A 20520-nucleotide genomic window follows, 5' to 3' on the forward strand; every position below is an offset into this window, starting at 1 on the left:
CGTCTATCTACAAGTCGCGTTCAGTCGTGTTTTTCAGGCCCTGACATCTATCCTGGAAGCGCTTCCGGTCGATACCACAGGCGTCGGCAAATCCATATTTGGAACAAGGATATCGTTGCGGAGAGTGAAGGCGACGAATGTCGATCGCACCGTCTCCGCATCAACCTCGCCGGCAATGCCTGCCCTGCAGGCATTGAGAGCAACGGAATGAGCGCTGTTGCGGCTGACAGCAGGCCAGTCCTGCAACAGGGCGTAGGCTTCCATCACAGTCTCGATCCGCACCGGCAAACCCATGCCGACCAGGACGGTGACGGGTTCCTCAAAGCGGGTGTGTTGCATGGCTCGAAGCTCCTTTCCGTTGTCCCGGTATCAGTGTGGGGCGTGCGCCGGCCGCGTTTGGGGCGCGATGCGGATAGGGAAACTGCGCCGTAATGCTGTCCAGCCCCGGGCGCCTGATTGCGGGCGTCGCGATGTCGACATCCGTCAGCTTGATCGGCCTGATGTCCCGGGCGGGTTCCGGCTTACTCAGGCTGGGCGGCGGCAACGCCCTGTGGGCCTTGACCAGTGCCTCAAGCCACGCAGTAATTGCAATCGGTGCACGCGTCCGTCCGTCAAGCCAAGCTGTGACGTCGATTTCGGGACACCCAAGCTGCTCGGCGAGGTCTGTCGCGCTCCATCTCAGGATCTTCAGACATTCACGCAATCGTCCTGGAATCATGTTGAACCTCCCTTGCGGTTTTGGTGGAGCTCGCGAGCTTCCATCATCCTCAAGACCGGAAAGGCCCCGCCCGGAAGCGAGGCCTGCGATTCACAATCCGCGGCTCGCAGATGTCCCAGATGATGCCGACACATGCTGCGCAGCGAGGAACATCAGCGTCGAAGCGGCGGTGCGGCGGCTCCAGCCGGCGGCTTCGGCCATGTCGAGCAGGCCGTCCAGCAGCGGATTCAGCGCGCTCCTGCACTCCGTTTCGTAGGCCAGAAACTCGTTTGCCGCGTGTGTCGGAGCCGGAACGTTTCCAAGACCCGTCATCATATTCATGGCACCCTCCGAAGTCGGTCTGAGGGACGCCCGGTCCCGGTACGGGAACGGGCGTCTTCATCTATTCCTCAGAAGTCCATCCCACCGGCGCCCGGCATTGCGGGAACCGGCGCTTCCTTCTTGGGCTTCTCGGCTACCATCGCCTCGGTGGTGACAAGTAGGCCGGCGACCGAAGCGGCGTCCTGAAGGGCCGTGCGCACCACCTTTGCCGGGTCGATGACACCCTGCTTAAACAGATCACCGAACTCGTCGGTCTGGGCGTTCCAGCCCCAGCCGAACTCGGTTTTCTCGCGCAGCTTGCCTACGATAATCGAGCCTTCCGCGCCGGCATTCTCGGCGATCTGACGCACCGGGGTTTCGATGGCGCGCCGCACGATTTCGACCCCGGTCTTCTGATCGGCATTGTCGGTCTGCACCGCATCGAGAGCCTTGGCGGCCCTCAGCAGAGCGACGCCGCCGCCTGGCAGCACGCCTTCCTCGACCGCCGCGCGGGTGGCGTGCAGCGCATCGTCGACCCGATCCTTGCGCTCCTTGACCTCGACCTCGGTCGAGCCGCCGACGCGGATGACGGCAACACCGCCTGCGAGCTTGGCCAGCCGCTCCTGCAGCTTCTCGCGATCGTAGTCGGAGGTGGTTTCCTCGATCTGGGCCTTGATCTGGGCAACACGGCCCTGGATTTCCTCCTTCTTGCCGACACCATCGACGATGGTGGTGTTCTCCTTTTCGATCACCACATTCTTGGCGCGGCCCAGCATCTGTAGGGTGACGTTCTCCAGCTTGATGCCGAGGTCTTCCGAGATCGCCGTGCCGCCGGTGAGGATAGCGATATCCTCCAGCATGGCCTTGCGACGATCGCCGAAGCCCGGAGCCTTGACGGCCGCGACCTTGAGGCCGCCGCGCAGCCTGTTGACGACCAGCGTGGCCAAGGCCTCGCCCTCGACGTCCTCGGCGATGATCAGCAACGGCTTGCTCGACTGGACCACGGCCTCGAGCACAGGAAGCAGTGCCTGAAGGTTGGAGAGCTTCTTCTCGTGGATAAGCACATAGGGCTCTTCCAGCTCGACCCTCATCTTGTCCTGGTTGGTGATGAAGTAGGGGCTGAGATAACCGCGGTCGAACTGCATGCCCTCGACCACTTCCAGTTCCGTCTCGGCGGTCTTGGCTTCCTCAACGGTGATGACACCCTCGTTGCCGACCTTCTGCATGGCCTCGGCAAGGAAACGGCCGATCTCCGCGTCGCCATTGGCAGAGATGGTGCCTACCTGGGCGATCTCGTCGTTCTTCGTCACCTTGCGCGCATTGACCTTCAATTCTGCCACCACCGCATCGACCGCCTTGTCGATGCCGCGCTTGAGGTCCATCGGGTTCATGCCCGACGCGACCGCTTTGGCGCCTTCCTTTACGATCGCCTGGGCCAGAACCGTGGCGGTCGTGGTGCCGTCACCGGCCAGGTCGTTGGTCTTGCTCGCCACTTCGCGCACCATTTGCGCGCCCATGTTCTCGAACTTGTCCTCAAGCTCGATTTCCTTAGCGACGGTGACGCCGTCCTTGGTGATGCGGGGTGCACCGAACGATTTGTCGATGACGACGTTGCGGCCCTTGGGACCGAGTGTCACCTTCACCGCATTGGCGAGGATATCAACGCCACGCAGCATCTTATCGCGGGCTTCGGTATGGAACTTTACTTCCTTTGCAGCCATTGGATCACTCCTTCAATTCCAGGCAGCTTTCGTTGACTGATTGACGTTCGAAGAAGCTGTCAGGCGGCCTTCTTCAGCGTGGCTGTCTGCTCGATCACGCCCATCACGTCGCTTTCCTTCATGATGATCAGGTCTTCGCCGTCGAGCTTGATCTCGGTGCCCGACCATTTGCCGAACAGGATGCGATCGCCCGCCTTGACGTCGAGCGGCTGAAGCTGCCCGGCTTCGTTGCGTGCGCCGGGGCCGACGGCGATGACCTCGCCTTCCTGCGGCTTTTCCTTGGCGGTGTCGGGGATGATGATGCCGCCGGCCGTCTTTTCGTCGGCTTCGATGCGGCGGACCAGGATACGGTCATGCAATGGACGGAACGCCATTTTCGTTCTCCTCATGGACAAACAGATTTTTGAGGTTCCTCCGCACCGGACCGGCAATATCGGACCGGTGCGGAGCGCCGCGACCCCTCTCAGGCATCGCGCGCGCATATCGAGCTAGTTTCGCGATTTTCCCCTTTCAAGAGGCGCCGCGAAATTTTTTGGCACTCGCACATGGTGAGTGCTAGCACCATGAAAACATCCAGCTATTTGCCGTTTGGCCGATGCGGTGGGGCTTGAAATTTTCCCGTGGTAGAGCAAAATCTAAAACCGCCATGCGCCATGCACGGCTTCTCGAATTGAGATTGAAACGGAGCTTTTGGAACGGAAAGCCGAAAGGAGGTATCGATGGGCCGAACCAACTTTTCGACGATCATCCCTTCACTCGCACCCCGATCCGGCGACCTCGCACTCGACCGGTTGCTGTCGCCAGCACGTCATTTCGACCATCCCGACGACGTGCTGCGCGACGGCACGCTCCACCTGAGCGAAAAACGGGCGATCCTTTCATCGTGGGCTTCCGACGCCTGCGCGGTCGAATCCATGCCGGCGCTGCGGCAACCGCCCGGCGCGCGCCGCCCGGTCCCATTTGACGTCATCATGGACGCGCTACGACGGCTCGACGCTCCAGCTTCGGCGATTGAGGACCGAAACGAGACCGCGCGCCGACCCGACCGGCAACGATTGGATGCATGAGGCAAAGGAAAGGATAGAGGATGGCTGCAGTGGTGAGCCGGGAGTTCCGGATGCAGATGGAAGGTTATGGTTTGACCACGGCGGAGATCCATTACCACATGCCCGACCATCCGAGCCTGCTGCAGCTCTACGTCTGGCAGGAATACGATCTCGCCCCCGACTTTCCCGAACTGCGGGGCTTCCTCGACTACTGGAAGGAAACGCTGGAGGGCGCGCTGCACTCGGTGCGCGTCGCCCACCATCGCCTGATCAGGCCCTCTGAATGGAAGGCCGTGGACGGCATCATCGCGATTCACTGAGCGCCGGCAGCCACCTGGTTCGCATCGATGGATGCTTGCCCGTGCCAAGTCGGCGCGCCCGCCCGCGGCCGACCCGGCAACAGGCCTGCCCGATCCGCAGCCTTGACGAAGCTGCGCCGGGCCGCCTTCGCGCCACGCCAACCATCTAGCGCGTCGCGGCAGGCTGACTGCGCACTGCGCCAGCTCCTGCCCCGCGCCCATTGTGGCCATTTGTTCTGAAGGCATTCGATCGCCTCGAAGCTGGTTGCGACCTTGCGGCAGCCAATGCCAGGCAAATGCAGGATGATAGGTTCCGAAAACGCAACGTCGTTCATCACTTCCTCCAGTTCTGATCGTCTTTTCGAAGAAGCAACAGGAAGGGGCGAGCGCTCCTTCCTGAAAACGACATGGTCAGCTTGAGGCCTGAGTTCAAGACGCGCGGCGCACTAACAACACGCTACACTTCGTCCTCGTCCGGTTCCAGCATCTCGATCAGCCTGCCCACCCGCGTGCCCGGCAGTGGTCGCCCGGCACCCATCAGAGCCTCGTCATTGTGGAGCCAGCCCCAGGCCTCCCGAAGCTCCTCGGCCGATGCCCCGGTTTCCATCAGCTCTACGACGAGTTCGTCGTCGACCGGCCCCAGGATGGATATGATCTCCTCGCGTGTAATCGCCATTATCCAGCCTCCGAGTATTTGCAGCCATTCTGCGCGGGTGACGTCTGGAAACGCCGGACGCCCGATCAACGTTCCGGCGACAAATTTCGAACTCATCATGAATGGGTCTTGACGCTTGGAAACACGATTCCTAGCTCAATGGGGCTGGTCGCTGAACAGGGCCGGCAAAGTCAAGGGGCGCCGCTTCTTGGCGCTCCTCGTATCTATGTTGCTCAACGGAGGATGTAGCTATGAGAACCGCATTTGACTTTTCTCCCCTCTACCGGTCGAGCATCGGCTTCGACCGTGTCGTCGATCTGCTCGAGAATGCGAGCCGTGTAACGACCATCGACAACTGGCCGCCCTACGACATCGCTCGGACCGGCGAGGACGCCTACCGCATCACCATGGCGGTGGCAGGCTTTTCCCAGGACGAACTCTCGATAACGCATGAGCCCAATATTCTCGTGATCTCAGGCGAGAGGGGCGGCGAGGACAACGGCGACTACCTGCATCGCGGCATCGCCGGCCGACCTTTCCAACACCGCTTCGAACTGGCCGATCATGTGAAGGTCGTAGGGGCCGATCTCGTCAATGGCCTGCTGACAATCGATCTCAGGCGGGAGGTTCCCGAGGAACTGAAGCCGCGCCGGATCGAGATCGGCAACGGCACGCAGGCGCCAAGGATCGAGGCTGCGAAAACCAGCATCGCGCCGGAAAAGAAGGCCGCCTGATCGGCAATGTTTGAACGTCCAGTGGCACCGGCTTGCCACCAGGTGCCACTGGAGGTCACTTTCAAGAGGAGTGAAGACGATGAGCGTACGTGATCTCATCCCCTGGAGCAGGGAGCGCAGCCAGGTTCCGAGCCTCTTCCGCGAGGACGATCGGGATCCGTTCCTGTCCCTACATCGTGAAGTGAACCGTCTCTTTGACGATGCCTTCCGCGGGTTCGGTGACGGATTGCCCTCGCTTGCCCGGTTCTCGTCAAACGGGGCACGCTGGCCGAACGTGGAAATCTCCGATGGCGAAAAGGAGATCATGGTGACCGCTGAGGTGCCCGGCCTGGGGGAAAAGGATATCGAAGTTCTGCTCGAAGACGGCACCCTGACGCTGAAGGGCGAGAAGCGTTCCGAGACCGAGGACAAGGATCGTCAGTTTTCCGAGCGGTTCTACGGCCGCTTCGAGCGCCGCATCCCGCTCGGTTACGAGGTCGATGAGGACAAGATCGATGCGCGTTTCCGGAACGGCGTGCTGACCGTGACCCTGCCCAAGACCGAGAAGGCTCAATCCCAGGCTAAACGCATCGCCATCAAGAGCTGATGCATGGCAGAGCGGGAGGTCGGCTGGTGCCGCCTCCCGGCTGTTGAAACGTTGTGCCAACCCCGTAAGCCTCTGTACATGCGCTCCTAGATCAAAAAGCAGACCGTTGCCTTGGAGCCGAAGGCCACCCGAGCCACGCGTTCGCGATGACGCCCGCATATGCGTCCTTGTCGCCGCAGCTCAGCGCCCTGCAGGCGATCCAGATGCTTCGTCACGAAGCGCCTAACAAGGAGACTATATATCAGGCTTACGTGGTCGATGCCGATCGCCACCTGGTCGGCTCGGTCAGGCTCCAGGATCTCATCACTGCGCCCGCCGGCGTCAAGGTTGCCGACCTCATGGAGCGCAACACCCACGCAATCCGGGTGGATGATGACGTCGAGGATGCCGCGCAAGATCGCCCGTTATGACCTGATCGCGCTGCCGGTCATCGACGCGCAGGATCGGCTGGTCGGCATCATTACCCATGACGACGCGTTGGACGTGATGGAAGCGGAGGCGACCGAGGATTTCCAGCGGCTGGGACCCGTCACCAATCTGGACTCCAGCGTGGCAAACGCAACGGTTCTCATGCTGTACAGGGCCCGGGTCGCCTGGCTGATGCTGATGTTCTTCCTGCCAATTCTGATCGCGTCTGGAGGCAATGCGGGATCGCAGTCCGCTACCCTGATGGTGCGGGCGCTGGCCACCGGCGATATCCGAATCTCCGACTGGGGCCGCGTCCTTGGTCGCGAACTGCTGGTTGCCATCCTTCTCGGTCTCAGCATGGCGGCTGCAATTGCTGTCATCGGGGCGTTTCGCGGCGGCCGCGACATCGCCGTCGTGATCGCCTTGTCGATGGTCATAATCGTCATCGTGGGGAGCATGATCGGCATGCTGCTCCCCTTCATCCTCAGCCGCTTTCGGATGGATCCGGCAACAGCCAGTACGCCGCTTGTGACTTCCATCGCGGACGCCACCGGGGTCTGATCTATTTTTCGATCGCAAAAGCAATCTTGTCGCTGCCCTGAGCAGAAACATGGGGCGCTTGGTCGCAACAAGATGCTTTCCGCGCGCGCAACATCTATGTTGGCACCACACAATCGAAGCGATCATGGAACGGTTGGGCCATATGCTTCGAAAAGAACTCTCCGATGAACAGTCTGACGGACCCGATTATCCGGCAGCCTTAGCAAGGAACCTTCATGCTTTATGTAGACATTCCCACGCGAAGTGAATTCGCAACTTTGTCCACTGCGCGCGCGGATGCCTGCGTTTCGATTTATCTCAAGACAACGCCCGTCACACAGGACGTTGCATCATCCCGGATCGAGTTCGGAAACCTCATGCGAGAGGCCCAGTCGCAGCTTCAGGACGCCGGCTTTGATAAACGGCGACTTGCGGCGCTGCTGGAAAGCTTGAGCGACCTGCTCGACGATGATGAGTTCTGGCGCTTTCAGGCCAACAGCTTGGCCGTATTCGCAACGCCGGACACGATCCGCGCCTACCGCCTGGCTAACGACCTGACGTCAATGGTGCAGGTTTCCGACCGTTTTCACCTGAAGCCGCTTCTGCGCGCTGTCACCTTCCCGCACTCGGCCTTCATCCTCGCCCTTTCGGAAAACGCCGTTCGCCTATGGTCGCTCGCCGGAGTTTACGCCGGAGACGTTGCCCGCAAAACTGCAGTCCGCGCATTCCACGAAAGCCGGCGTCTGGGCATTGCTCCACATCATTGAGGGCGAGGTTCTCTATCAGCTTGAGCCACCCCGTCAGGGGGAGCGCCGCGCGCGCGCTGGCGAGAAGATCGTCATCGAAGACGGCGTACCCCATCATGTCGCCTTCACCGAGCCAGGACGGTTCTACGTCGAGTTCTATCGCAAGCCGGACAACGGCGGCGCCTGAAGGATCGCATCGACTACTCAGCCTCGTTTTTCCACGATCCGAAGTGCCGTCATGAGCGCGACGACAACAAGCAAAAGCAGCTTTGCCGCTTCAATGCCGATATAGAAATTGTGAAGATGAGACGGCGGCGGCAGTTGCCCGGCAATGATCAGCCCAACGCGCTGATCGAGCGTCGGAAGCAGCCAGGCAGCCTCGACCACGACAAACAAGGTGGCGAGCGCACCCGCGACAAACGCTATTCCGCTCCTCGGCCGACGGGATAGCGCAACGATCAGCAGGGCTGCGAGCAACCATTCTACTTTGTTGAAGATTGCGAAGGTATGGCGGCCGACGTCGAGCGCGACGGGCAGCGTCAGGCTTGGCGCCAGGAACTTGGCGGGTGTCGCCAGGAACGACACGCCGGCGAGCACGCCGATCCACAGCATCGCAAGAGCCAGCACGAGAACGGCGGCAATAGGTCGCTCAGAATCCTTGACCATTGCAACCCTCAAGGTAGGAGAATAACATATAGACAGAATATATCTTTTGACGGATGTGGCAAGGAGACGTGTCATGGTCAGGCATAAGGAGGCCCGGCCTCGTGCACAAGCCGAGGTCGGCGAAGCTGCAGCGATCACCGAGCAGGACCTCGAATGGGATGCCGTGGCACAGGCGTCGTGGGAGTCCTTCCCGGCCAGCGATCCTCCCGGCTGGATCGGTTCGCCGCCCCACGGCGACCGACCCGCTGCGAGACCGAAACGCCAGTAGGTATGCCATGCGGATCGAGATCGCGGAGGGCGATATTGTAATCGATGCGGAAGAACTGGCGCCGTTGTTGAATGTCGCGGCCAACGACCTGCCGGAGTTGATGCGCACGAAGGCGGTCACCAGCATCTGCGAACGCGGCGTCGATGACCATGAGGGACACTATCGCCTGAGTTTCTTTTACCGCAATCGCAGGCTCCGCCTCAGCGTCGATCCGAGCGGACAGGTTACGCGACGCATGACTGTCGATTTTGGCGAGCGGGCCTTGCCACATCAACTTCGCCGACCCGGTCCGTGATGCCATGACACGACCGGATCACCGCAATTTTCGAATTGCCGTCGGGAAACGTTGGGGCCGCCGATCGTGAGCCACTTCGTTCTCGTCACGCTGCATCTGTTTGCCGCCATCATGTTCGTCGGCACCGTCTTCTTCGAGGTTCTCATCCTTGAGGCCATACGCAAGCCGGTGGGACGCGACGCCATGCGTACGGTGGAGGCCGCGATCGGCCGGCGTGCCCGCCACGTGATGCCCTTCGTTATGGCAATCCTCTACGGTGCAGGTATCGCCATGGCCTGGCAGTATCGCGACGAGCTTGCGCACCCGTTCGAAAGCAGCTTCGCGACGTTGCTGGCGATCAAGATCGTCCTTGCACTCAGCGTCCTGGCGCATTTCATCACCGCAATAACGCTGAGCGCCCGCGGCAAGCTCAGGTCCCGGCACTTCAAGCTCATCCATCTGAGCGTGTTCTGCCATGTGGTTCTGATCGTGTTCCTGGCAAAGGCGATGTTCTACATCACCTGGTGATGCCTTGGACGACTGCGATGCAATCTCGGCCATAGCCACAGGATCGAAATACTGGGATACGCACCGTATTCTCTCACAGCCACCAATATCATGAGAACCGTAAACACGCAGGGAATCCTGTGCCTGGGCTGCAATTCCGAACCAACGGGATCGCGGCTTCAGAAAGCGACGCAAACGCGCATCCAAACAAAAACCACCATATGTATTGACATCCGCGGGTATCAGCATACTAGATGTGGTAGTCATGGTTCTCCTGAGTCTAGTGGGCTCAGGGGCTAAGAGGGAAGCCGGTGCCCCGATGTCGGGAATTCCGGCGCTGCCCCCGCAACTGTAAGCAGCGAGCTGCTGTCCGCAAAACGCCACTGGTTTCGATGCACCGGGAAGGTTGGACAGCGACGACGACCTGCGAGCCAGGAGACCTGCCGTGATGCATGAACCAACCTCGGGCGGGGTGTCCCGGTGGTGCGTGTTCTGTTCGACGCGGCATCATTGCCCGGCGGCCGGCACGTTCCCCCTAATCCCCGTCCACAGCGTCACGGGGACAAGATGCCGGCAACAACTGAAACACATTCAAACGGAACCGCGCAGGTTCCCTTCATCGAACTCGAGCCATCGCCTGTTCCGACAGAGCCCGGCTATCGGCTGATCCGGCGCAATGGCTCGGTCACGTTATTCGATCCGACGAAGATCACGGTCGCACTGACCAAGGCGTTTCTCGCGGTGGAAGGCTCGACAGCCGCCGGCTCGCGGCGCGTGCACGACGTAGTCCAGGATCTGACCGATCAGGTCGTTTCCGCGCTCACCCGACGCGTTGGCGAGGGTCGCACGTTTCATATCGAGGATGTGCAGGACCAGGTCGAACTCGCTCTAATGCGCAGCGAGCACCATAAGATCGCGCGTGCCTATGTGCTTTACCGCGAGGAGCGCGCTAAAGAGCGGGCCGCAGACAAGGCCGCGACGACGAAAGATGCGCCCCCACCGTTGCACATGAAAGCCGAGGACGGTTCGCTCGTTCCGCTGGATGAGGTGCGACTGGCGACGATTGTCGAGGAAGCCTGTGTCCGGCTGGATGCTGTGTCGGCCGCGCCGATCCTCACCGAGGCCAAGCGCAACCTCTATGACGGGCTTTCCCTGGACGAGCTGTCGCTGGCGCCGATCATGGCTGCCCGTACGCTGGTGGAGCAGGAGCCCAATTACGCGTTCGTCTCCGCGCGGCTGCTGCTCGATCGACTGCGCCGGGAAGCGCTGACCTTCGTTTCCGGGCGGCCGGAGCAGGCGACGCAGGCAGAGATGGCGACGCGGTATCCCAGCTATTTTCCGGAGTTCCTGCGCGTCGGTATCGAGGCCGAACTGATCGACCCGGAGTTGAAGCGTTTCGACCTCGACAGGCTGGGCGCGGCGCTGAAGCCGGAACGCGACCTGAACTTTCAGTATCTCGGCCTCCAGACGCTTTACGACCGTTATTTCCTGCACACCCAAGGCAAGCGGTTCGAGCTGCCGCAGGCTTTCTTCATGCGCGTCGCCATGGGTCTTGCCGTGCGCGAGATCGACCGCGAGGCTCGCGCCATCGAGTTTTACGATCTCCTGTCGTCCTTCGATTTCATGGCCTCGACACCGACGCTGTTTAATGCCGGCACGCTTCGCCCGCAGCTTTCCTCGTGCTTCCTGACGACCGTATCCGACGATCTCGACGGCATCTTCAAGGCGGTCAAGGACAATGCGCTGCTGGCAAAGTATTCCGGAGGGCTAGGCAATGACTGGACGCCGGTGCGTGGACTCGGCGCGCATATCAAAGGCACCAACGGCGAGAGCCAAGGTGTGGTGCCGTTCCTGAAAGTCGCCAACGACACGGCCATCGCCGTCAACCAGGGCGGCAAGCGCAAGGGTGCGGTCTGCGCCTATCTTGAAACCTGGCACGTCGATATCGAGGAATTCCTCGACCTCAGGAAGAACACCGGCGACGACCGCCGCCGCACGCATGACATGAACACCGCCAACTGGGTGCCGGACCTGTTCATGCAGCGGGTGGAGGCGGACGGCGAATGGACGCTGTTTTCCCCGGACGAGGTGCCCGACCTCCACGACCTATACGGCGCGGCCTTCAAGGCCGCTTACGAGGGCTACGAGACGAAAGCTGCGAGCGGCGGGATCAAGGTGTTTCGGAAGGTGAGGGCGCTCGACCTCTGGCGCAAGATTCTCACCATGCTGTTCGAGACCGGGCACCCTTGGGTGACATTCAAGGACCCCTGCAATATCCGTTCGCCCCAAGGTCATGTCGGCGTGGTGCATTCCTCCAACCTGTGCACCGAGATCACGCTCAACACCTCGAAGGACGAAGTGGCCGTGTGCAATCTCGGCTCGGTCAATCTTCTCAACCATGTGACCGAGAACGGGCTCGACCTCGAGCGGCTGGCGAAGACCGTCGGCACGGCGATGCGGATGCTCGACAATGTCATCGACATTAATTTCTACACCATCCCTGAGGCGCGAGCGTCGAACCTGCGGCATCGTCCGGTCGGGCTTGGCCTCATGGGCTTTCAGGATGCGCTGCAGAGGCTCGGCATTGCTTATGCGTCGCAAGAGGCGGCGGATTTTGCCGATCGTTCGATGGAGGCGATCAGCTATCACGCGATCTCGACCTCGGTGGATCTTGCCGCCGAGCGCGGTCGCTATCCGAGCTTCGAAGGTTCGCTGTGGTCGAGGGGTATCCTGCCGATCGACTCGATCCGCTTACTGGAAGAGGCGCGGCCCGGCGGCGAGATGGATTCATCGTCGACGCTCGACTGGGAAGTGCTGCGCAAGCGCGTCAAGAATACCGGTATGCGCAACTCCAACACCATGGCGATCGCGCCGACGGCAACGATCTCCAATATCTGCGGTGTGTCGCAGTCGATCGAGCCAGCCTACCAGAACCTGTTCGTCAAATCGAACATGAGCGGCGACTTCACTGTGGTGAATGCGCAGCTTGTTCATGATCTCAAATCGCGCGGTCTCTGGGACGAAGTCATGATCTCGGATCTTAAATATTTCGACGGTTCCATCGGCCAGATCGACCGTATCCCGGATGACCTCAAGGCAGTCTATGCGACGGCGTTCGAGATCGATGCGGCATGGCTGGTCGAGGCCGCGTCGCGCCGTCAGAAATGGATCGACCAGGCGCAGTCGCTCAACCTCTATATCGCCAATCCGAGCGGCAAGAAGCTCGACAAGCTTTATCGCCTAGCGTGGAGGAAAGGCCTGAAGACGACCTACTACCTGCGCTCGCGCTCGGCGACGCATGTCGAGAAATCAACGCTGAAGGGCACCGACGGCAAGCTGAACGCGGTGTCCTCGGTCATCGCCGCTGCCCCGGCCGCCAGCGAGCCCATCGCGGTCACTGCCGATGCCGCGTGGGGCAAGGCCTGCGCCATCGACGATCCCGAATGCGAAGCCTGCCAGTGAGCAGCGAAGAAAAGGAGACAGAAAAATGCTCGACTGGTCCGAACCGAAAACCAATCCCGCAGTCGCCGTCAACGCGGCGATGGCGGCAACGACGAACGCCGATGCCGCTGGCCTGGGCGCAATCGACCGGGGCGCGGCACGCGTTTCCGTTGACGACAAGCGCATGATCAATGCCCGCTCCGACGTGAACCAGCTCCTGCCATTGAAGTATCGGTGGGCCTGGGAAAAATACCTGTCCGGCTGTAACAACCACTGGATGCCGACCGAGGTTTCCATGCAGGCCGATATCGCGCTGTGGAAGTCGAAGGATGGGCTGACCGAGGACGAACGACGCATGCTCAAGCGCAATCTCGGTTTCTTCGCCGCCTCGGAATCGCTGGTGGCGAACAACATCGTGCTCGCAATCTACCGTCACCTCACCAACCCGGAATGCCGCCAGTATCTCCTGCGGCAATCCTTCGAGGAGGCCGTTCACACGCATACCTTCCAGTATATTGTGGAAAGTCTCGGCCTCGATGAGGGCGAGTTGTTCAACATGTATCGCGAGGTGCCCTCGATCACCGACAAGGCGGCGTGGGCGCTGAAGCACACGCAACACCTGGACGACCCGGACTTCAAGACCGGCACGCCAGAAGCCGATCAGGCGTTCCTGCGCGACCTCGTCGCCTTCTATGTGATCTTCGAAGGCATGTGGTTCTACACCGGCTTCGCCCAGATCCTGTCGCTCGGCCGGCGCAACAAGATGGTCGGCATCGCCGAGCAGTATCAATACATCCTGCGAGACGAGTCGATCCATCTCAATTTCGGCATCGACGTCATCAACCAGATCAAGTTCGAGAACCCGCATCTGTGGACGAAGGCGTTCCAGGACGAGGTGCGCGGCATGATCGCCGACGCCGCCGAACTCGAGGCCGCCTACGGCCGGGACACGATGCCGCGCGGTTTTCTTGGTCTCAATGCGGCGCTGTGCGAAACCTACATGCACTTCATCGCCAATCGTCGCTGCGCGCAACTCGGGTTGGCCTCGGGGTTCGCCGAAGTCGAAAACCCGTTCCCGTGGATGAGCGAGGCGATGGACCTGAAGAAGGAGAAGAACTTTTTCGAGACCCGGGTCATCGAATACCAGAACGGCGGAGCGCTCTTATGGCACTGAGGGTCGAACCGCACGTCGCAGGCCACAAGTCCGCAGGCCTGCCGCAGCCGGAGGAGGTGTTCCTGTCTTGGCTGATGGCGCAGCCCGAAGGCGCCGACCTCGCCGCAGCGGTCGATGTCGAGATTGGCCGCCTCGGCAGATATGCCGGGCGACATCCGGGTCCGCTGAAGCTGGCCGAGCTGTTCCGGAATTTCCGACATTGTCTGGACGCGAAACCCCGCCGCTCCTTCGCCACGGCAGGGCGCGTGCCGGGGACGTCTTGTGCGCAAAGCTCTCCATGCCGGCGGCGTTGAACCGCCGAGCCTGCCGCGCCATGACTCGCGTCATGAATATGGCCGCGATACATGACGGTTCCGCCAGCCTGCGACTGGGCTGCTGGGTGGTCCTCGCCGCCGTCCTCAGCGTGGTGTTCAGCTTCGCGCTTCTCCGCGAACAGGCAAGGCGATCCTGGGAAATTCTCTAAGCCGAGAGCTCTCGTCGGACGATTTCTGCTCCGGCGCTTAAAGCCTTCAGCTTGCCAGTCGCTACTTGACGGGGCAGGGGCGCCATGCCGCAGTTCGTGCAGGGATAGAGCTTGTCGGCATCCACGAACTGAAGCGCCTTTCGGAGCGTGTTGGCGACTTCCTCCGGTGTCTCGACGGTGTTGGTCGCCACGTCGATGGCCCCGACCATCACCTTCTTGCCGCGAACAAGTTCAATCAAATCGATCGGGACATGCGAGTTGTGGCATTCCAGAGAAATCAGGTTGATGTTGGATTTCTGTAGCTTTGGAAAAGACTCCTCGTACTGCCTCCACTCCGACCCCAGAGTCTTTTTCCAATCCGTATTGGCCTTGATGCCGTAGCCGTAACAAATGTGGACGGCGGTCTCGCATTTGAGACCTTCAATCGCCCGTTCCAGAGTGGCAATGCCCCAATCATTCACGTCATCGAAGAAGACATTGAAAGCCGGCTCGTCGAACTGAATGATATCGACACCGACAGCCTCCAGTTCCCTGGCTTCTTCATTGAGGGCTTTGGCGAATTCCCAGGCTAGTTTCTCACGGCTTTTATAGTGAGCATCATAGAGCGTATCGATCATGGTCATGGGACCCGGCAGAGCCCATTTGATGGGCTGCTTGGTCTGCTGACGCAAAAATTTGGCATCTTCGACAAAAACCGGCTTCTGGCGAGAGACGGCACCAACTACTGTCGGCACACTTGCATCATAGCGATTACGAATTCTGACGGTCTCGCGCTTCTCGAAATCGACGCCGTCCAGATGCTCGATAAACGTCGTGACGAAGTGCTGGCGCGTCTGTTCGCCATCGCTGACGATATCAATGCCTGCCTGTTGCTGATCGTCCAGGGACAAACGCAAAGCGTCCTGTTTGCCCTCGACCAGTTCCTCGCCCTGCAGCTTCCAAGGCGACCAGAGTTTCTTGGGTTGTGCAAGCCAGGAGGGCTTCGGCAAGCTGCCAGCGGTTGACGTGGGTAGGAGTGTTTTCAAGATATGTGACCTTATATTCGGTGTCGATCAGGCGGCGCAATCAGCGGACCATTGCTCAAGAAGGGTCTTGTACGGCTTGATGAAGTGTTCTTCGGTGAATTTCCCCTGCTCCAAAGCCAGCCGGCTGCGTTCGTCTCGATCGTAGACGATGCGAGTCAGGGAGTAGTCCTGATGCTTCAGACTTGGCTGGTAGCATGCCCCTGCGGCCGCGTTCGCATTGTAGACTTCGGGTCGGTAAATCCTTTGAAACGTCTCCATCGTGCTGATGGCACTGATCAGCTCGAGATTGGTGTAATCGCCAAGCAGGTCGCCGATGAAATAGAAAGCCAGGGGCGCAACGCTGCCCGTGGGCATGAAATAGCGAACCTGCATCCCCATCTTTCCAAAATATCGATCGGTCGACGAGAATTCGTCCTGCCGGTATTCGGCGCCCATTATGGGATGATGATTGTCAGTCCGGTGATATGTCTTGCTGGTCGAAGCGCTTATGCAGATGACGGGCGGCTTGCTGAAATGCGACCGATAAGTGTCTGAGCGCAGGAAGGACTTGAACAGATTTCCATGTAGATCGCCGAAATCATCCGGAATGCTGAACTTGGGCTGGTCCCTATTGTGTTCCGGCAGCACGACGCTGAAATCGTAGTCCCGCACATAAGACGAGAAATTATTCCCTACAACGCCATCAAAGCGCTCATGGGTCTTTCGATCAACGATAGTGGTGTTGAGCATTTCAATCAGAGGGAAGGCATTGCAGGCGCCTTCACCAGCAATCTCCATCTCTACTGAGATAATCTCAAGCTCGACAGAATAACGATCGCCTCTGGGATTGTCCCAATGCGCCAGCGCGTTGAACCGATTGTCGATCATCCGTAGGGCGTTGCGCAGGTTCTCCTGGCGGCTCTCGCCTCTCGCCAGATTGGCAAAATTGGTCGTGATCCGCGTATTGTCTGAGGGGCGATAATCCTCATCGAAGCGAATGCTCTTGAGGCGAAACGTAAAGGCGTCGCTCATCGTGATCTGCCGGCGATCGACTTCTGGCACGCCCAGAGTGGCTATTGTAGTTGCGGTTTGAGACATGGCTTACCCCAATGAGTTGGGGGCATGGGTCAGCGGACACATAGCAAGACAGACCGCTCCGCGGCCTCCGCTACGGCACACTGGGACACCCCGCCCGTGGACGTTTTTCGCCAAGGCAGGTCTCCTGGCTCGCGGGTCATCGCTTCCGTCCGCCTTCCCAGGGCTCACCCCAGTGACATGATGAACGTCAGCTCGCCGCTTACAGTTGCGGGGGCAGCTCCGGCTTTCCCGAATGAGGCGGGGCACCGACTTCCCTCTTAGCCCCGGCACGTTGCACACAACGAGCGAGGAACCTAGGCATCTTCACCTTCCTTCAATTGCCGAACGATGTCAACATCGCATAAAGAAATGTTTATATCTTTAAGTCATGGGTATTGAGATTGGATTTTGCGGCACCTGAATTTCCGGCGAGTCCTCGGCGCCGTCTTCCTGGGAACGGACAGTGCTTCCTGCTGCGCTGGTTTCCACTAATCCTTGCCTATGCGTTCAACGCAATCTATATTCCGTTCAACATAGGAGGCTCTCATGGCTGCGCAAACACGGATGGTTGTAGAAGGCGAAGCAACGGTCGCATTGACCCGCAATAAGCTCGTACTCGAGCAAGCGAAAGCCGCCGGCCTCCTCGGGGCCGCAAAGAATACCCGTCTTTCGGGGCGCGTGCCGTCGGAGTTGATTGAGGCGGCCAAGAAGCGCGCCCATGTCACCTCGGACACGGAGCTGTTGGAGCTGGCGCTGTCGCGCCTGGCCCTCGAAGACGACTTTGGCGCCCGGCTGGTCGGCCGCAAGGGCAGCGTCCCGGCGGATATAGATCTTGGGGTTTGATCTTTCCGAAACCCTCCGATCGCTCAAGCCGCAAAAGTATACCGGAACGCTGAATCGGAGGGTCGACGACGATCTCCCATGGGTTGCTGATGAACCCGCGATTGGGGGACCCTTGTTTCTGGATACGAGCGTCTATCTGGATGTCCTGCAGGGACGATCGCCGGCGGAAGTCGATACGCTGCTCACCTATCGCCGATGCCACCATTCCGCCGTCTGCCTGTCTGAGCTGATCCACGCCTTTGGTCGGCTCGACCCGAAACATGCCTCCACAAAAGCTATCCTCGAGACAATTAAAGCCACGGCAGAGGACATTCCGGACCACCGTCTTCATGCCCCGGATGCAGCGATCTGGGGACAGGCTGGTGTGTTGGCTGGTTTGCTCTTCCGGCTGAGCAATCTGCCCAAGGGAGAGGGGCACGAGCGCCGCTTCGTAAATGACGCCCTCGTGTTCCTGCAGGCGCGTCAGTTGGGAGCGAGCGTACTGACAGGTAACATCCGGGATTTTGATTTCCTCACCCAGATCCTGCCGACCGGACGGATCATCCTCTATCGAGCTCCCGCGGGACCGCGGCCATCATGACCGACCTGATAGCCCCTCCTGTCGAGTGGCGCTGTGAGGTGGAGTCGCCAAACGCCCACTCTCGTAGGCGGCACGCTGGACGCACCGTCCTCGCTGATGGTGCTGAAAGCGACGCGTCGCCTAAATCGCTGGAACGCGCTGCTTCCGTTGCAGTGCGCAACGGTCGTCGCGGGACTGCCCGGTCTCGGCATGGCCGGCTACCGCAACATCGCTCGACGCTGCCGTCAACAATTGCGGGTCTTGGACCATGTCCTCAATCCGAGACAAGGGACAAGCAGCGGATTGGTGAAGCACACCAACACCAGTGTCATTCGACAAGCCCGAAGACCGGGCCAAATCCGCCGTGCCATGACATGTCGCTACGGCCCAGGCGAGGCTCGTATATGCCCACGCCGTTCCCGCCATCCAGAAACAGCGCATTGGGACAACTGAGACGGTCGCGAAACAGGCGCGCGAAGTCATGAAAGTTCACGGCGCCCTCGCTTATTGCGAAGCGGACTAGCCTCCCGTCACAGACTCCGACGCCGCTTCGACGCGTACGATCGCTCGATCCGACAATGAAGATGGGGTTCAGCTTGTTCTTGATGACGAGCATCGGGCCGGACTGGGTGGCAAACCGCGCCTTTGGTCGGCTCTCCAGATATTCGGTCGTCGGCAGGATCCCTGCACCGGCGTCATTCAGAAAGAACACGCCATTCGGCTTCTTGTAAAAGTTGGGAACCTTTCCAGCCGGGCCATCCATTGTCTTGGTGCTGGCCGGCCGCAGTTCCTGGCCGTTCTCGACATAGAGCCCGATCGGCGAGAAGTCGGTCAGATACATGCCGGCGTTCATCGCGAATGTCAGCGTCCGTCCGTGGTCGGAGAGTGACTTGGCTAGGGCTGGGAAGCGGCGATAGGGCTCGTCGCGGGCGTCCTTCCAAAACAGCCGAAGGTCATCGTGCCCCGGCTTCGCGGTGCAAACGATGAATTTTGCGTCCTCGAAGGTTTGCTCCTCGCACGGTTGGGACAGGACGGGTTGCACAGTTGCGAAGGAGAATACGAGTAAGAAAAGCGGGATCGGAGCGAGATGTTTGGGAAAAAATATCATCATCAACAGGTCCCGGAGACAACGGGAAAGACCGTACGTGAACTGATCTCTACCAGAAATGATCCGTGGTTTCCTCAATGGCAACAGGCTCATGCGCGACAGCGTTCATGCCGCACTGCTGATCCTGGATTTGGGGCCATTTGAAAGGATGTCGAAAGGGCATGTTCAACTATTTCTTCTAGGTTTCCCAGCGGGCAATCAGGGGTATCGATAGACCGATGGGCAAGGTCGTCAATTTCCAGCGACAGAAGTCGGGTAGGGCAGGGGGTATCCCCACGATCCTTGCCGCCATAGGTATCGCTGGCGCGACCGGATACTTCGGCCCGGGTCTTATGGGAAAATTGCCGCTGTCGAACGGTGTGCAGATGGCCGCTTCGAGCAGAGCGGGAACCATCGTCGGCCGGGCGTCGGTGATCGACGGCGACACGATCGAGATCCACGGTGAGCGGATTCGCTTCAATGGCATCGACGCACCGGAGTCCGCCCAGCCCTGCGCGGACTCCGGTGGTCGGATTTATCGATGCGGAGCCAGATCAGCAGAAGCACTGTCGGAATGGCTGGCAGCATCGTCGCCGACGACCTGCAAATTCGTCGAGCGAGACCAGTATGGCCGTTTCGTCGGCAACTGTACTCGTGCCGACGGCGCGAGCGTTCAGAGATGGCTTGTCCGTAATGGGTACGCCATGGACTGGCCGCGCTATTCGAACGGCGCGTTCGCAAAAGAGCAATCCGCGGCCAGGTCGGAAAAGATCGGCATCTGGCAAGGAACGGTTCAGCCGCCATGGGAGTGGCGGGCGGCGCAGCGCGGGAAGGCTGATACCTCGTCGGTCGTTTCCCCGATGTCGTCAGCTACATCGCCTGCCGCAGCCTCCGAACAGTCGGGCGCGTGCAACATCAAAGGTAACATCTCTCGGAATGGGGTGCACATCTACCACGTACCCGGTCAGAAATATTATGCGCAGACGCGGATATCGGCGGGCAAAGGCGAACGCTGGTTCTGCACGGAGCAGGAAGCTCGGGCGGCAGGCTGGCGCCGGTCGCAGCAGTAGGGCGATTCGCGAATGCCACGCGCCAGGGTTGTCACCGTCCCCAACCTGCGGGTGGCGGTCGTGCCAAGCGGTTGGCTATGCCTTGGAAGCAGAGGATCTCCCGTGTCGCCAGCGTGCGACGACCGCGCTAGAAGCACCATGCTGTCGTCTCACCGCCACGCGCTTGACTGGATGGCCTTCCACGCTATAGTTCCGGCGAATTCCGAGGGGTGCATCAAACGGTGCTGAGACGGCGGTGAGCCGGACCCTTGAACCTGATCCGGGTCATACCGGCGTAGGAACGGAACAAGGGCCATTTCGGCAATCCTGATCATTCTTCGCCCAGCCTGGATCT

Annotated in this window: 28 protein-coding genes and 3 riboswitches; of the genes, 18 read left to right on the plus strand and 10 right to left on the minus strand. The window is 60.2% G+C overall.

Annotation, left to right across the window (positions count from 1 at the left end; genetic code table 11):
- Nucleotides 1-33: 33 nt before the first annotated feature.
- From BFN67_RS08490 to groES, 4 genes are all read right to left on the minus strand, one after another.
- Nucleotides 34-339, minus strand: a complete 306-nt coding sequence (locus tag BFN67_RS08490; RefSeq protein ID WP_080919196.1) for a DUF982 domain-containing protein — start codon at nucleotides 337-339, stop codon at nucleotides 34-36.
- Nucleotides 340-808: 469 nt separating this feature from the next.
- Nucleotides 809-1039, minus strand: coding sequence for a hypothetical protein (locus BFN67_RS08495; RefSeq protein WP_080919197.1), 231 nt, complete (start codon nucleotides 1037-1039; stop codon nucleotides 809-811).
- Nucleotides 1040-1107: 68 nt separating this feature from the next.
- Nucleotides 1108-2739 (minus strand): chaperonin GroEL, encoded by a 1632-nt coding sequence (groL, locus tag BFN67_RS08500; RefSeq protein WP_080919198.1) that lies wholly within the window; start codon nucleotides 2737-2739, stop codon nucleotides 1108-1110.
- 59 nt (nucleotides 2740-2798) lie between these two features.
- Nucleotides 2799-3113 carry a co-chaperone GroES gene (gene groES / locus BFN67_RS08505; RefSeq protein WP_080919199.1) on the minus strand — a complete coding sequence of 105 codons (315 nt, stop codon included), beginning with the start codon at nucleotides 3111-3113 and terminating at the stop codon, nucleotides 2799-2801.
- A 345-nt stretch (nucleotides 3114-3458) separates the two neighbouring features.
- Between groES and BFN67_RS08510 the strand changes: the two genes are divergently transcribed.
- The gene (locus BFN67_RS08510) at nucleotides 3459-3806 is read left to right on the plus strand and encodes a hypothetical protein (RefSeq protein WP_080919200.1); all 348 of its coding nucleotides are present in this window, start codon (nucleotides 3459-3461) and stop codon (nucleotides 3804-3806) included.
- Nucleotides 3807-3826: 20 nt separating this feature from the next.
- Complete coding sequence (locus BFN67_RS08515; RefSeq protein WP_139789092.1) at nucleotides 3827-4105, plus strand: usg protein; 279 nt, start codon at nucleotides 3827-3829, stop codon at nucleotides 4103-4105.
- Here BFN67_RS08515 and BFN67_RS08520 read toward each other — a convergent pair.
- Both BFN67_RS08520 and BFN67_RS08525 read right to left on the minus strand, forming a co-directional pair.
- A complete protein-coding gene (locus tag BFN67_RS08520; protein WP_080919201.1) occupies nucleotides 4099-4419 on the minus strand; it encodes a DUF982 domain-containing protein in 321 nt (106 codons plus the stop codon). The genes BFN67_RS08515 and BFN67_RS08520 overlap by 7 nt on opposite strands.
- 122 nt (nucleotides 4420-4541) lie before the next feature.
- Nucleotides 4542-4859 carry a hypothetical protein gene (locus BFN67_RS08525; protein WP_342587439.1) on the minus strand — a complete coding sequence of 106 codons (318 nt, stop codon included), beginning with the start codon at nucleotides 4857-4859 and terminating at the stop codon, nucleotides 4542-4544.
- A gap of 131 nt (nucleotides 4860-4990) precedes the next feature.
- On the opposite strand from BFN67_RS08525, the gene BFN67_RS08530 reads away from it, so the two are divergent.
- The 6 genes from BFN67_RS08530 to BFN67_RS08550 all read left to right on the plus strand — a co-directional run bounded on the left by BFN67_RS08530 (nucleotide 4991) and on the right by BFN67_RS08550 (nucleotide 7940).
- Nucleotides 4991-5473 carry an Hsp20 family protein gene (locus BFN67_RS08530; RefSeq protein WP_080919202.1) on the plus strand — a complete coding sequence of 161 codons (483 nt, stop codon included), beginning with the start codon at nucleotides 4991-4993 and terminating at the stop codon, nucleotides 5471-5473.
- Nucleotides 5474-5552: 79 nt separating this feature from the next.
- The gene (locus BFN67_RS08535; RefSeq protein ID WP_080919203.1) at nucleotides 5553-6059 is read left to right on the plus strand and encodes an Hsp20/alpha crystallin family protein; all 507 of its coding nucleotides are present in this window, start codon (nucleotides 5553-5555) and stop codon (nucleotides 6057-6059) included.
- 146 nt (nucleotides 6060-6205) lie between these two features.
- On the plus strand, nucleotides 6206-6469 hold the full coding sequence (locus BFN67_RS08540; protein WP_080919204.1) for a CBS domain-containing protein: 264 nt from the start codon (nucleotides 6206-6208) through the stop codon (nucleotides 6467-6469).
- Nucleotides 6444-7028 (plus strand): magnesium transporter, encoded by a 585-nt coding sequence (locus BFN67_RS08545; protein ID WP_158083496.1) that lies wholly within the window; start codon nucleotides 6444-6446, stop codon nucleotides 7026-7028. The genes BFN67_RS08540 and BFN67_RS08545 overlap by 26 nt, the downstream gene beginning before the upstream one ends.
- A gap of 356 nt (nucleotides 7029-7384) precedes the next feature.
- Nucleotides 7385-7774 (plus strand): hypothetical protein, encoded by a 390-nt coding sequence (locus tag BFN67_RS24790; RefSeq protein WP_245295198.1) that lies wholly within the window; start codon nucleotides 7385-7387, stop codon nucleotides 7772-7774.
- Nucleotides 7707-7940 (plus strand): TehB-like domain-containing protein, encoded by a 234-nt coding sequence (locus tag BFN67_RS08550; protein ID WP_245295199.1) that lies wholly within the window; start codon nucleotides 7707-7709, stop codon nucleotides 7938-7940. Before BFN67_RS24790 ends, BFN67_RS08550 begins: the two co-directional genes overlap by 68 nt.
- A 17-nt stretch (nucleotides 7941-7957) precedes the next feature.
- Here the strand turns inward: BFN67_RS08550 and BFN67_RS08555 are convergent, their stop codons facing one another.
- A complete protein-coding gene (locus BFN67_RS08555; RefSeq protein ID WP_245295200.1) occupies nucleotides 7958-8419 on the minus strand; it encodes a hypothetical protein in 462 nt (153 codons plus the stop codon).
- Nucleotides 8420-8492: 73 nt separating this feature from the next.
- Here BFN67_RS08555 and BFN67_RS08560 point away from each other — a divergent pair, with 73 nt between their 5' ends.
- From BFN67_RS08560 to BFN67_RS24325, 7 genes are all read left to right on the plus strand, one after another.
- Nucleotides 8493-8687, plus strand: coding sequence for a hypothetical protein (locus BFN67_RS08560; protein WP_080919207.1), 195 nt, complete (start codon nucleotides 8493-8495; stop codon nucleotides 8685-8687).
- 7 nt (nucleotides 8688-8694) lie between these two features.
- Nucleotides 8695-8982 carry a DUF6522 family protein gene (locus tag BFN67_RS08565; protein ID WP_080919208.1) on the plus strand — a complete coding sequence of 96 codons (288 nt, stop codon included), beginning with the start codon at nucleotides 8695-8697 and terminating at the stop codon, nucleotides 8980-8982.
- A 66-nt stretch (nucleotides 8983-9048) separates the two neighbouring features.
- Nucleotides 9049-9489, plus strand: a complete 441-nt coding sequence (locus BFN67_RS08570) for a CopD family copper resistance protein (RefSeq protein ID WP_080919274.1) — start codon at nucleotides 9049-9051, stop codon at nucleotides 9487-9489.
- 228 nt (nucleotides 9490-9717) lie between these two features.
- A riboswitch (cobalamin riboswitch) is annotated at nucleotides 9718-9930 on the plus strand.
- A gap of 105 nt (nucleotides 9931-10035) precedes the next feature.
- A complete protein-coding gene (locus BFN67_RS08575; RefSeq protein WP_080919209.1) occupies nucleotides 10036-12930 on the plus strand; it encodes a ribonucleoside-diphosphate reductase subunit alpha in 2895 nt (964 codons plus the stop codon).
- A gap of 25 nt (nucleotides 12931-12955) precedes the next feature.
- Nucleotides 12956-14083, plus strand: coding sequence for a ribonucleotide-diphosphate reductase subunit beta (locus tag BFN67_RS08580; protein WP_080919210.1), 1128 nt, complete (start codon nucleotides 12956-12958; stop codon nucleotides 14081-14083).
- Nucleotides 14074-14376, plus strand: coding sequence for a hypothetical protein (locus tag BFN67_RS08585; protein WP_080919211.1), 303 nt, complete (start codon nucleotides 14074-14076; stop codon nucleotides 14374-14376). Before BFN67_RS08580 ends, BFN67_RS08585 begins: the two co-directional genes overlap by 10 nt.
- A gap of 32 nt (nucleotides 14377-14408) precedes the next feature.
- Nucleotides 14409-14546 carry a hypothetical protein gene (locus BFN67_RS24325; RefSeq protein ID WP_158083497.1) on the plus strand — a complete coding sequence of 46 codons (138 nt, stop codon included), beginning with the start codon at nucleotides 14409-14411 and terminating at the stop codon, nucleotides 14544-14546.
- Here the strand turns inward: BFN67_RS24325 and BFN67_RS08595 are convergent.
- Together BFN67_RS08595 and BFN67_RS08600 are read right to left on the minus strand one after the other, a co-directional pair.
- Nucleotides 14543-15571 (minus strand): methionine synthase, encoded by a 1029-nt coding sequence (locus tag BFN67_RS08595; protein ID WP_080919213.1) that lies wholly within the window; start codon nucleotides 15569-15571, stop codon nucleotides 14543-14545. The two genes, BFN67_RS24325 and BFN67_RS08595, sit on opposite strands and share 4 nt — an antisense overlap.
- A 27-nt stretch (nucleotides 15572-15598) precedes the next feature.
- Nucleotides 15599-16582, minus strand: a complete 984-nt coding sequence (locus BFN67_RS08600; RefSeq protein WP_080919275.1) for a DUF1852 domain-containing protein — start codon at nucleotides 16580-16582, stop codon at nucleotides 15599-15601.
- 163 nt (nucleotides 16583-16745) lie between these two features.
- A riboswitch (cobalamin riboswitch) is annotated at nucleotides 16746-16960 on the minus strand.
- 213 nt (nucleotides 16961-17173) lie between these two features.
- Here BFN67_RS08600 and BFN67_RS08605 point away from each other — a divergent pair.
- A complete protein-coding gene (locus BFN67_RS08605; RefSeq protein ID WP_080919214.1) occupies nucleotides 17174-17470 on the plus strand; it encodes a hypothetical protein in 297 nt (98 codons plus the stop codon).
- Nucleotides 17460-18050, plus strand: coding sequence for a type II toxin-antitoxin system VapC family toxin (locus BFN67_RS08610; protein ID WP_080919215.1), 591 nt, complete (start codon nucleotides 17460-17462; stop codon nucleotides 18048-18050). The genes BFN67_RS08605 and BFN67_RS08610 overlap by 11 nt, the downstream gene beginning before the upstream one ends.
- A gap of 307 nt (nucleotides 18051-18357) precedes the next feature.
- Here BFN67_RS08610 and BFN67_RS08615 read toward each other — a convergent pair whose 3' ends face one another.
- The gene (locus BFN67_RS08615; protein WP_080919276.1) at nucleotides 18358-19137 is read right to left on the minus strand and encodes a phosphodiester glycosidase family protein; all 780 of its coding nucleotides are present in this window, start codon (nucleotides 19135-19137) and stop codon (nucleotides 18358-18360) included.
- Between the two features lie 218 nt (nucleotides 19138-19355).
- On the opposite strand from BFN67_RS08615, the gene BFN67_RS08620 reads away from it, so the two are divergent.
- Nucleotides 19356-20186, plus strand: a complete 831-nt coding sequence (locus BFN67_RS08620; RefSeq protein ID WP_080919216.1) for a thermonuclease family protein — start codon at nucleotides 19356-19358, stop codon at nucleotides 20184-20186.
- 195 nt (nucleotides 20187-20381) lie between these two features.
- A riboswitch (TPP riboswitch) is annotated at nucleotides 20382-20484 on the plus strand.
- The last annotated feature ends 36 nt before the right edge of the window (nucleotides 20485-20520 follow it).

The organism is Manganibacter manganicus (genome assembly GCF_002075885.1).
Lineage (GTDB): Bacteria > Pseudomonadota > Alphaproteobacteria > Rhizobiales > Rhizobiaceae > Mesorhizobium > Mesorhizobium manganicum.

What these genes read in the sequence shown, in the direction of transcription:
- BFN67_RS08490 (WP_080919196.1), bottom strand. Translation starts at nt 339, where the DNA reads ATGCAACACACCCGCTTTGAGGAACCCGTCACCGTCCTGGTCGGCATG.
- BFN67_RS08495 (WP_080919197.1), bottom strand. Translation starts at nt 1,039, where the DNA reads ATGAATATGATGACGGGTCTTGGAAACGTTCCGGCTCCGACACACGCG.
- groL (WP_080919198.1), bottom strand. Translation starts at nt 2,739, where the DNA reads ATGGCTGCAAAGGAAGTAAAGTTCCATACCGAAGCCCGCGATAAGATG.
- groES (WP_080919199.1), bottom strand. Translation starts at nt 3,113, where the DNA reads ATGGCGTTCCGTCCATTGCATGACCGTATCCTGGTCCGCCGCATCGAA.
- BFN67_RS08510 (WP_080919200.1), top strand. Translation starts at nt 3,459, where the DNA reads ATGGGCCGAACCAACTTTTCGACGATCATCCCTTCACTCGCACCCCGA.
- BFN67_RS08515 (WP_139789092.1), top strand. Translation starts at nt 3,827, where the DNA reads ATGGCTGCAGTGGTGAGCCGGGAGTTCCGGATGCAGATGGAAGGTTAT.
- BFN67_RS08520 (WP_080919201.1), bottom strand. Translation starts at nt 4,419, where the DNA reads ATGAACGACGTTGCGTTTTCGGAACCTATCATCCTGCATTTGCCTGGC.
- BFN67_RS08525 (WP_342587439.1), bottom strand. Translation starts at nt 4,859, where the DNA reads ATGATGAGTTCGAAATTTGTCGCCGGAACGTTGATCGGGCGTCCGGCG.
- BFN67_RS08530 (WP_080919202.1), top strand. Translation starts at nt 4,991, where the DNA reads ATGAGAACCGCATTTGACTTTTCTCCCCTCTACCGGTCGAGCATCGGC.
- BFN67_RS08535 (WP_080919203.1), top strand. Translation starts at nt 5,553, where the DNA reads ATGAGCGTACGTGATCTCATCCCCTGGAGCAGGGAGCGCAGCCAGGTT.
- BFN67_RS08540 (WP_080919204.1), top strand. Translation starts at nt 6,206, where the DNA reads ATGACGCCCGCATATGCGTCCTTGTCGCCGCAGCTCAGCGCCCTGCAG.
- BFN67_RS08545 (WP_158083496.1), top strand. Translation starts at nt 6,444, where the DNA reads ATGCCGCGCAAGATCGCCCGTTATGACCTGATCGCGCTGCCGGTCATC.
- BFN67_RS24790 (WP_245295198.1), top strand. Translation starts at nt 7,385, where the DNA reads ATGCGAGAGGCCCAGTCGCAGCTTCAGGACGCCGGCTTTGATAAACGG.
- BFN67_RS08555 (WP_245295200.1), bottom strand. Translation starts at nt 8,419, where the DNA reads ATGGTCAAGGATTCTGAGCGACCTATTGCCGCCGTTCTCGTGCTGGCT.
- BFN67_RS08560 (WP_080919207.1), top strand. Translation starts at nt 8,493, where the DNA reads ATGGTCAGGCATAAGGAGGCCCGGCCTCGTGCACAAGCCGAGGTCGGC.
- BFN67_RS08565 (WP_080919208.1), top strand. Translation starts at nt 8,695, where the DNA reads ATGCGGATCGAGATCGCGGAGGGCGATATTGTAATCGATGCGGAAGAA.
- BFN67_RS08575 (WP_080919209.1), top strand. Translation starts at nt 10,036, where the DNA reads ATGCCGGCAACAACTGAAACACATTCAAACGGAACCGCGCAGGTTCCC.
- BFN67_RS08580 (WP_080919210.1), top strand. Translation starts at nt 12,956, where the DNA reads ATGCTCGACTGGTCCGAACCGAAAACCAATCCCGCAGTCGCCGTCAAC.
- BFN67_RS08585 (WP_080919211.1), top strand. Translation starts at nt 14,074, where the DNA reads ATGGCACTGAGGGTCGAACCGCACGTCGCAGGCCACAAGTCCGCAGGC.
- BFN67_RS24325 (WP_158083497.1), top strand. Translation starts at nt 14,409, where the DNA reads ATGAATATGGCCGCGATACATGACGGTTCCGCCAGCCTGCGACTGGGC.
- BFN67_RS08600 (WP_080919275.1), bottom strand. Translation starts at nt 16,582, where the DNA reads ATGAGCGACGCCTTTACGTTTCGCCTCAAGAGCATTCGCTTCGATGAG.
- BFN67_RS08605 (WP_080919214.1), top strand. Translation starts at nt 17,174, where the DNA reads ATGGCTGCGCAAACACGGATGGTTGTAGAAGGCGAAGCAACGGTCGCA.
- BFN67_RS08615 (WP_080919276.1), bottom strand. Translation starts at nt 19,137, where the DNA reads ATGATATTTTTTCCCAAACATCTCGCTCCGATCCCGCTTTTCTTACTC.
- BFN67_RS08620 (WP_080919216.1), top strand. Translation starts at nt 19,356, where the DNA reads ATGGGCAAGGTCGTCAATTTCCAGCGACAGAAGTCGGGTAGGGCAGGG.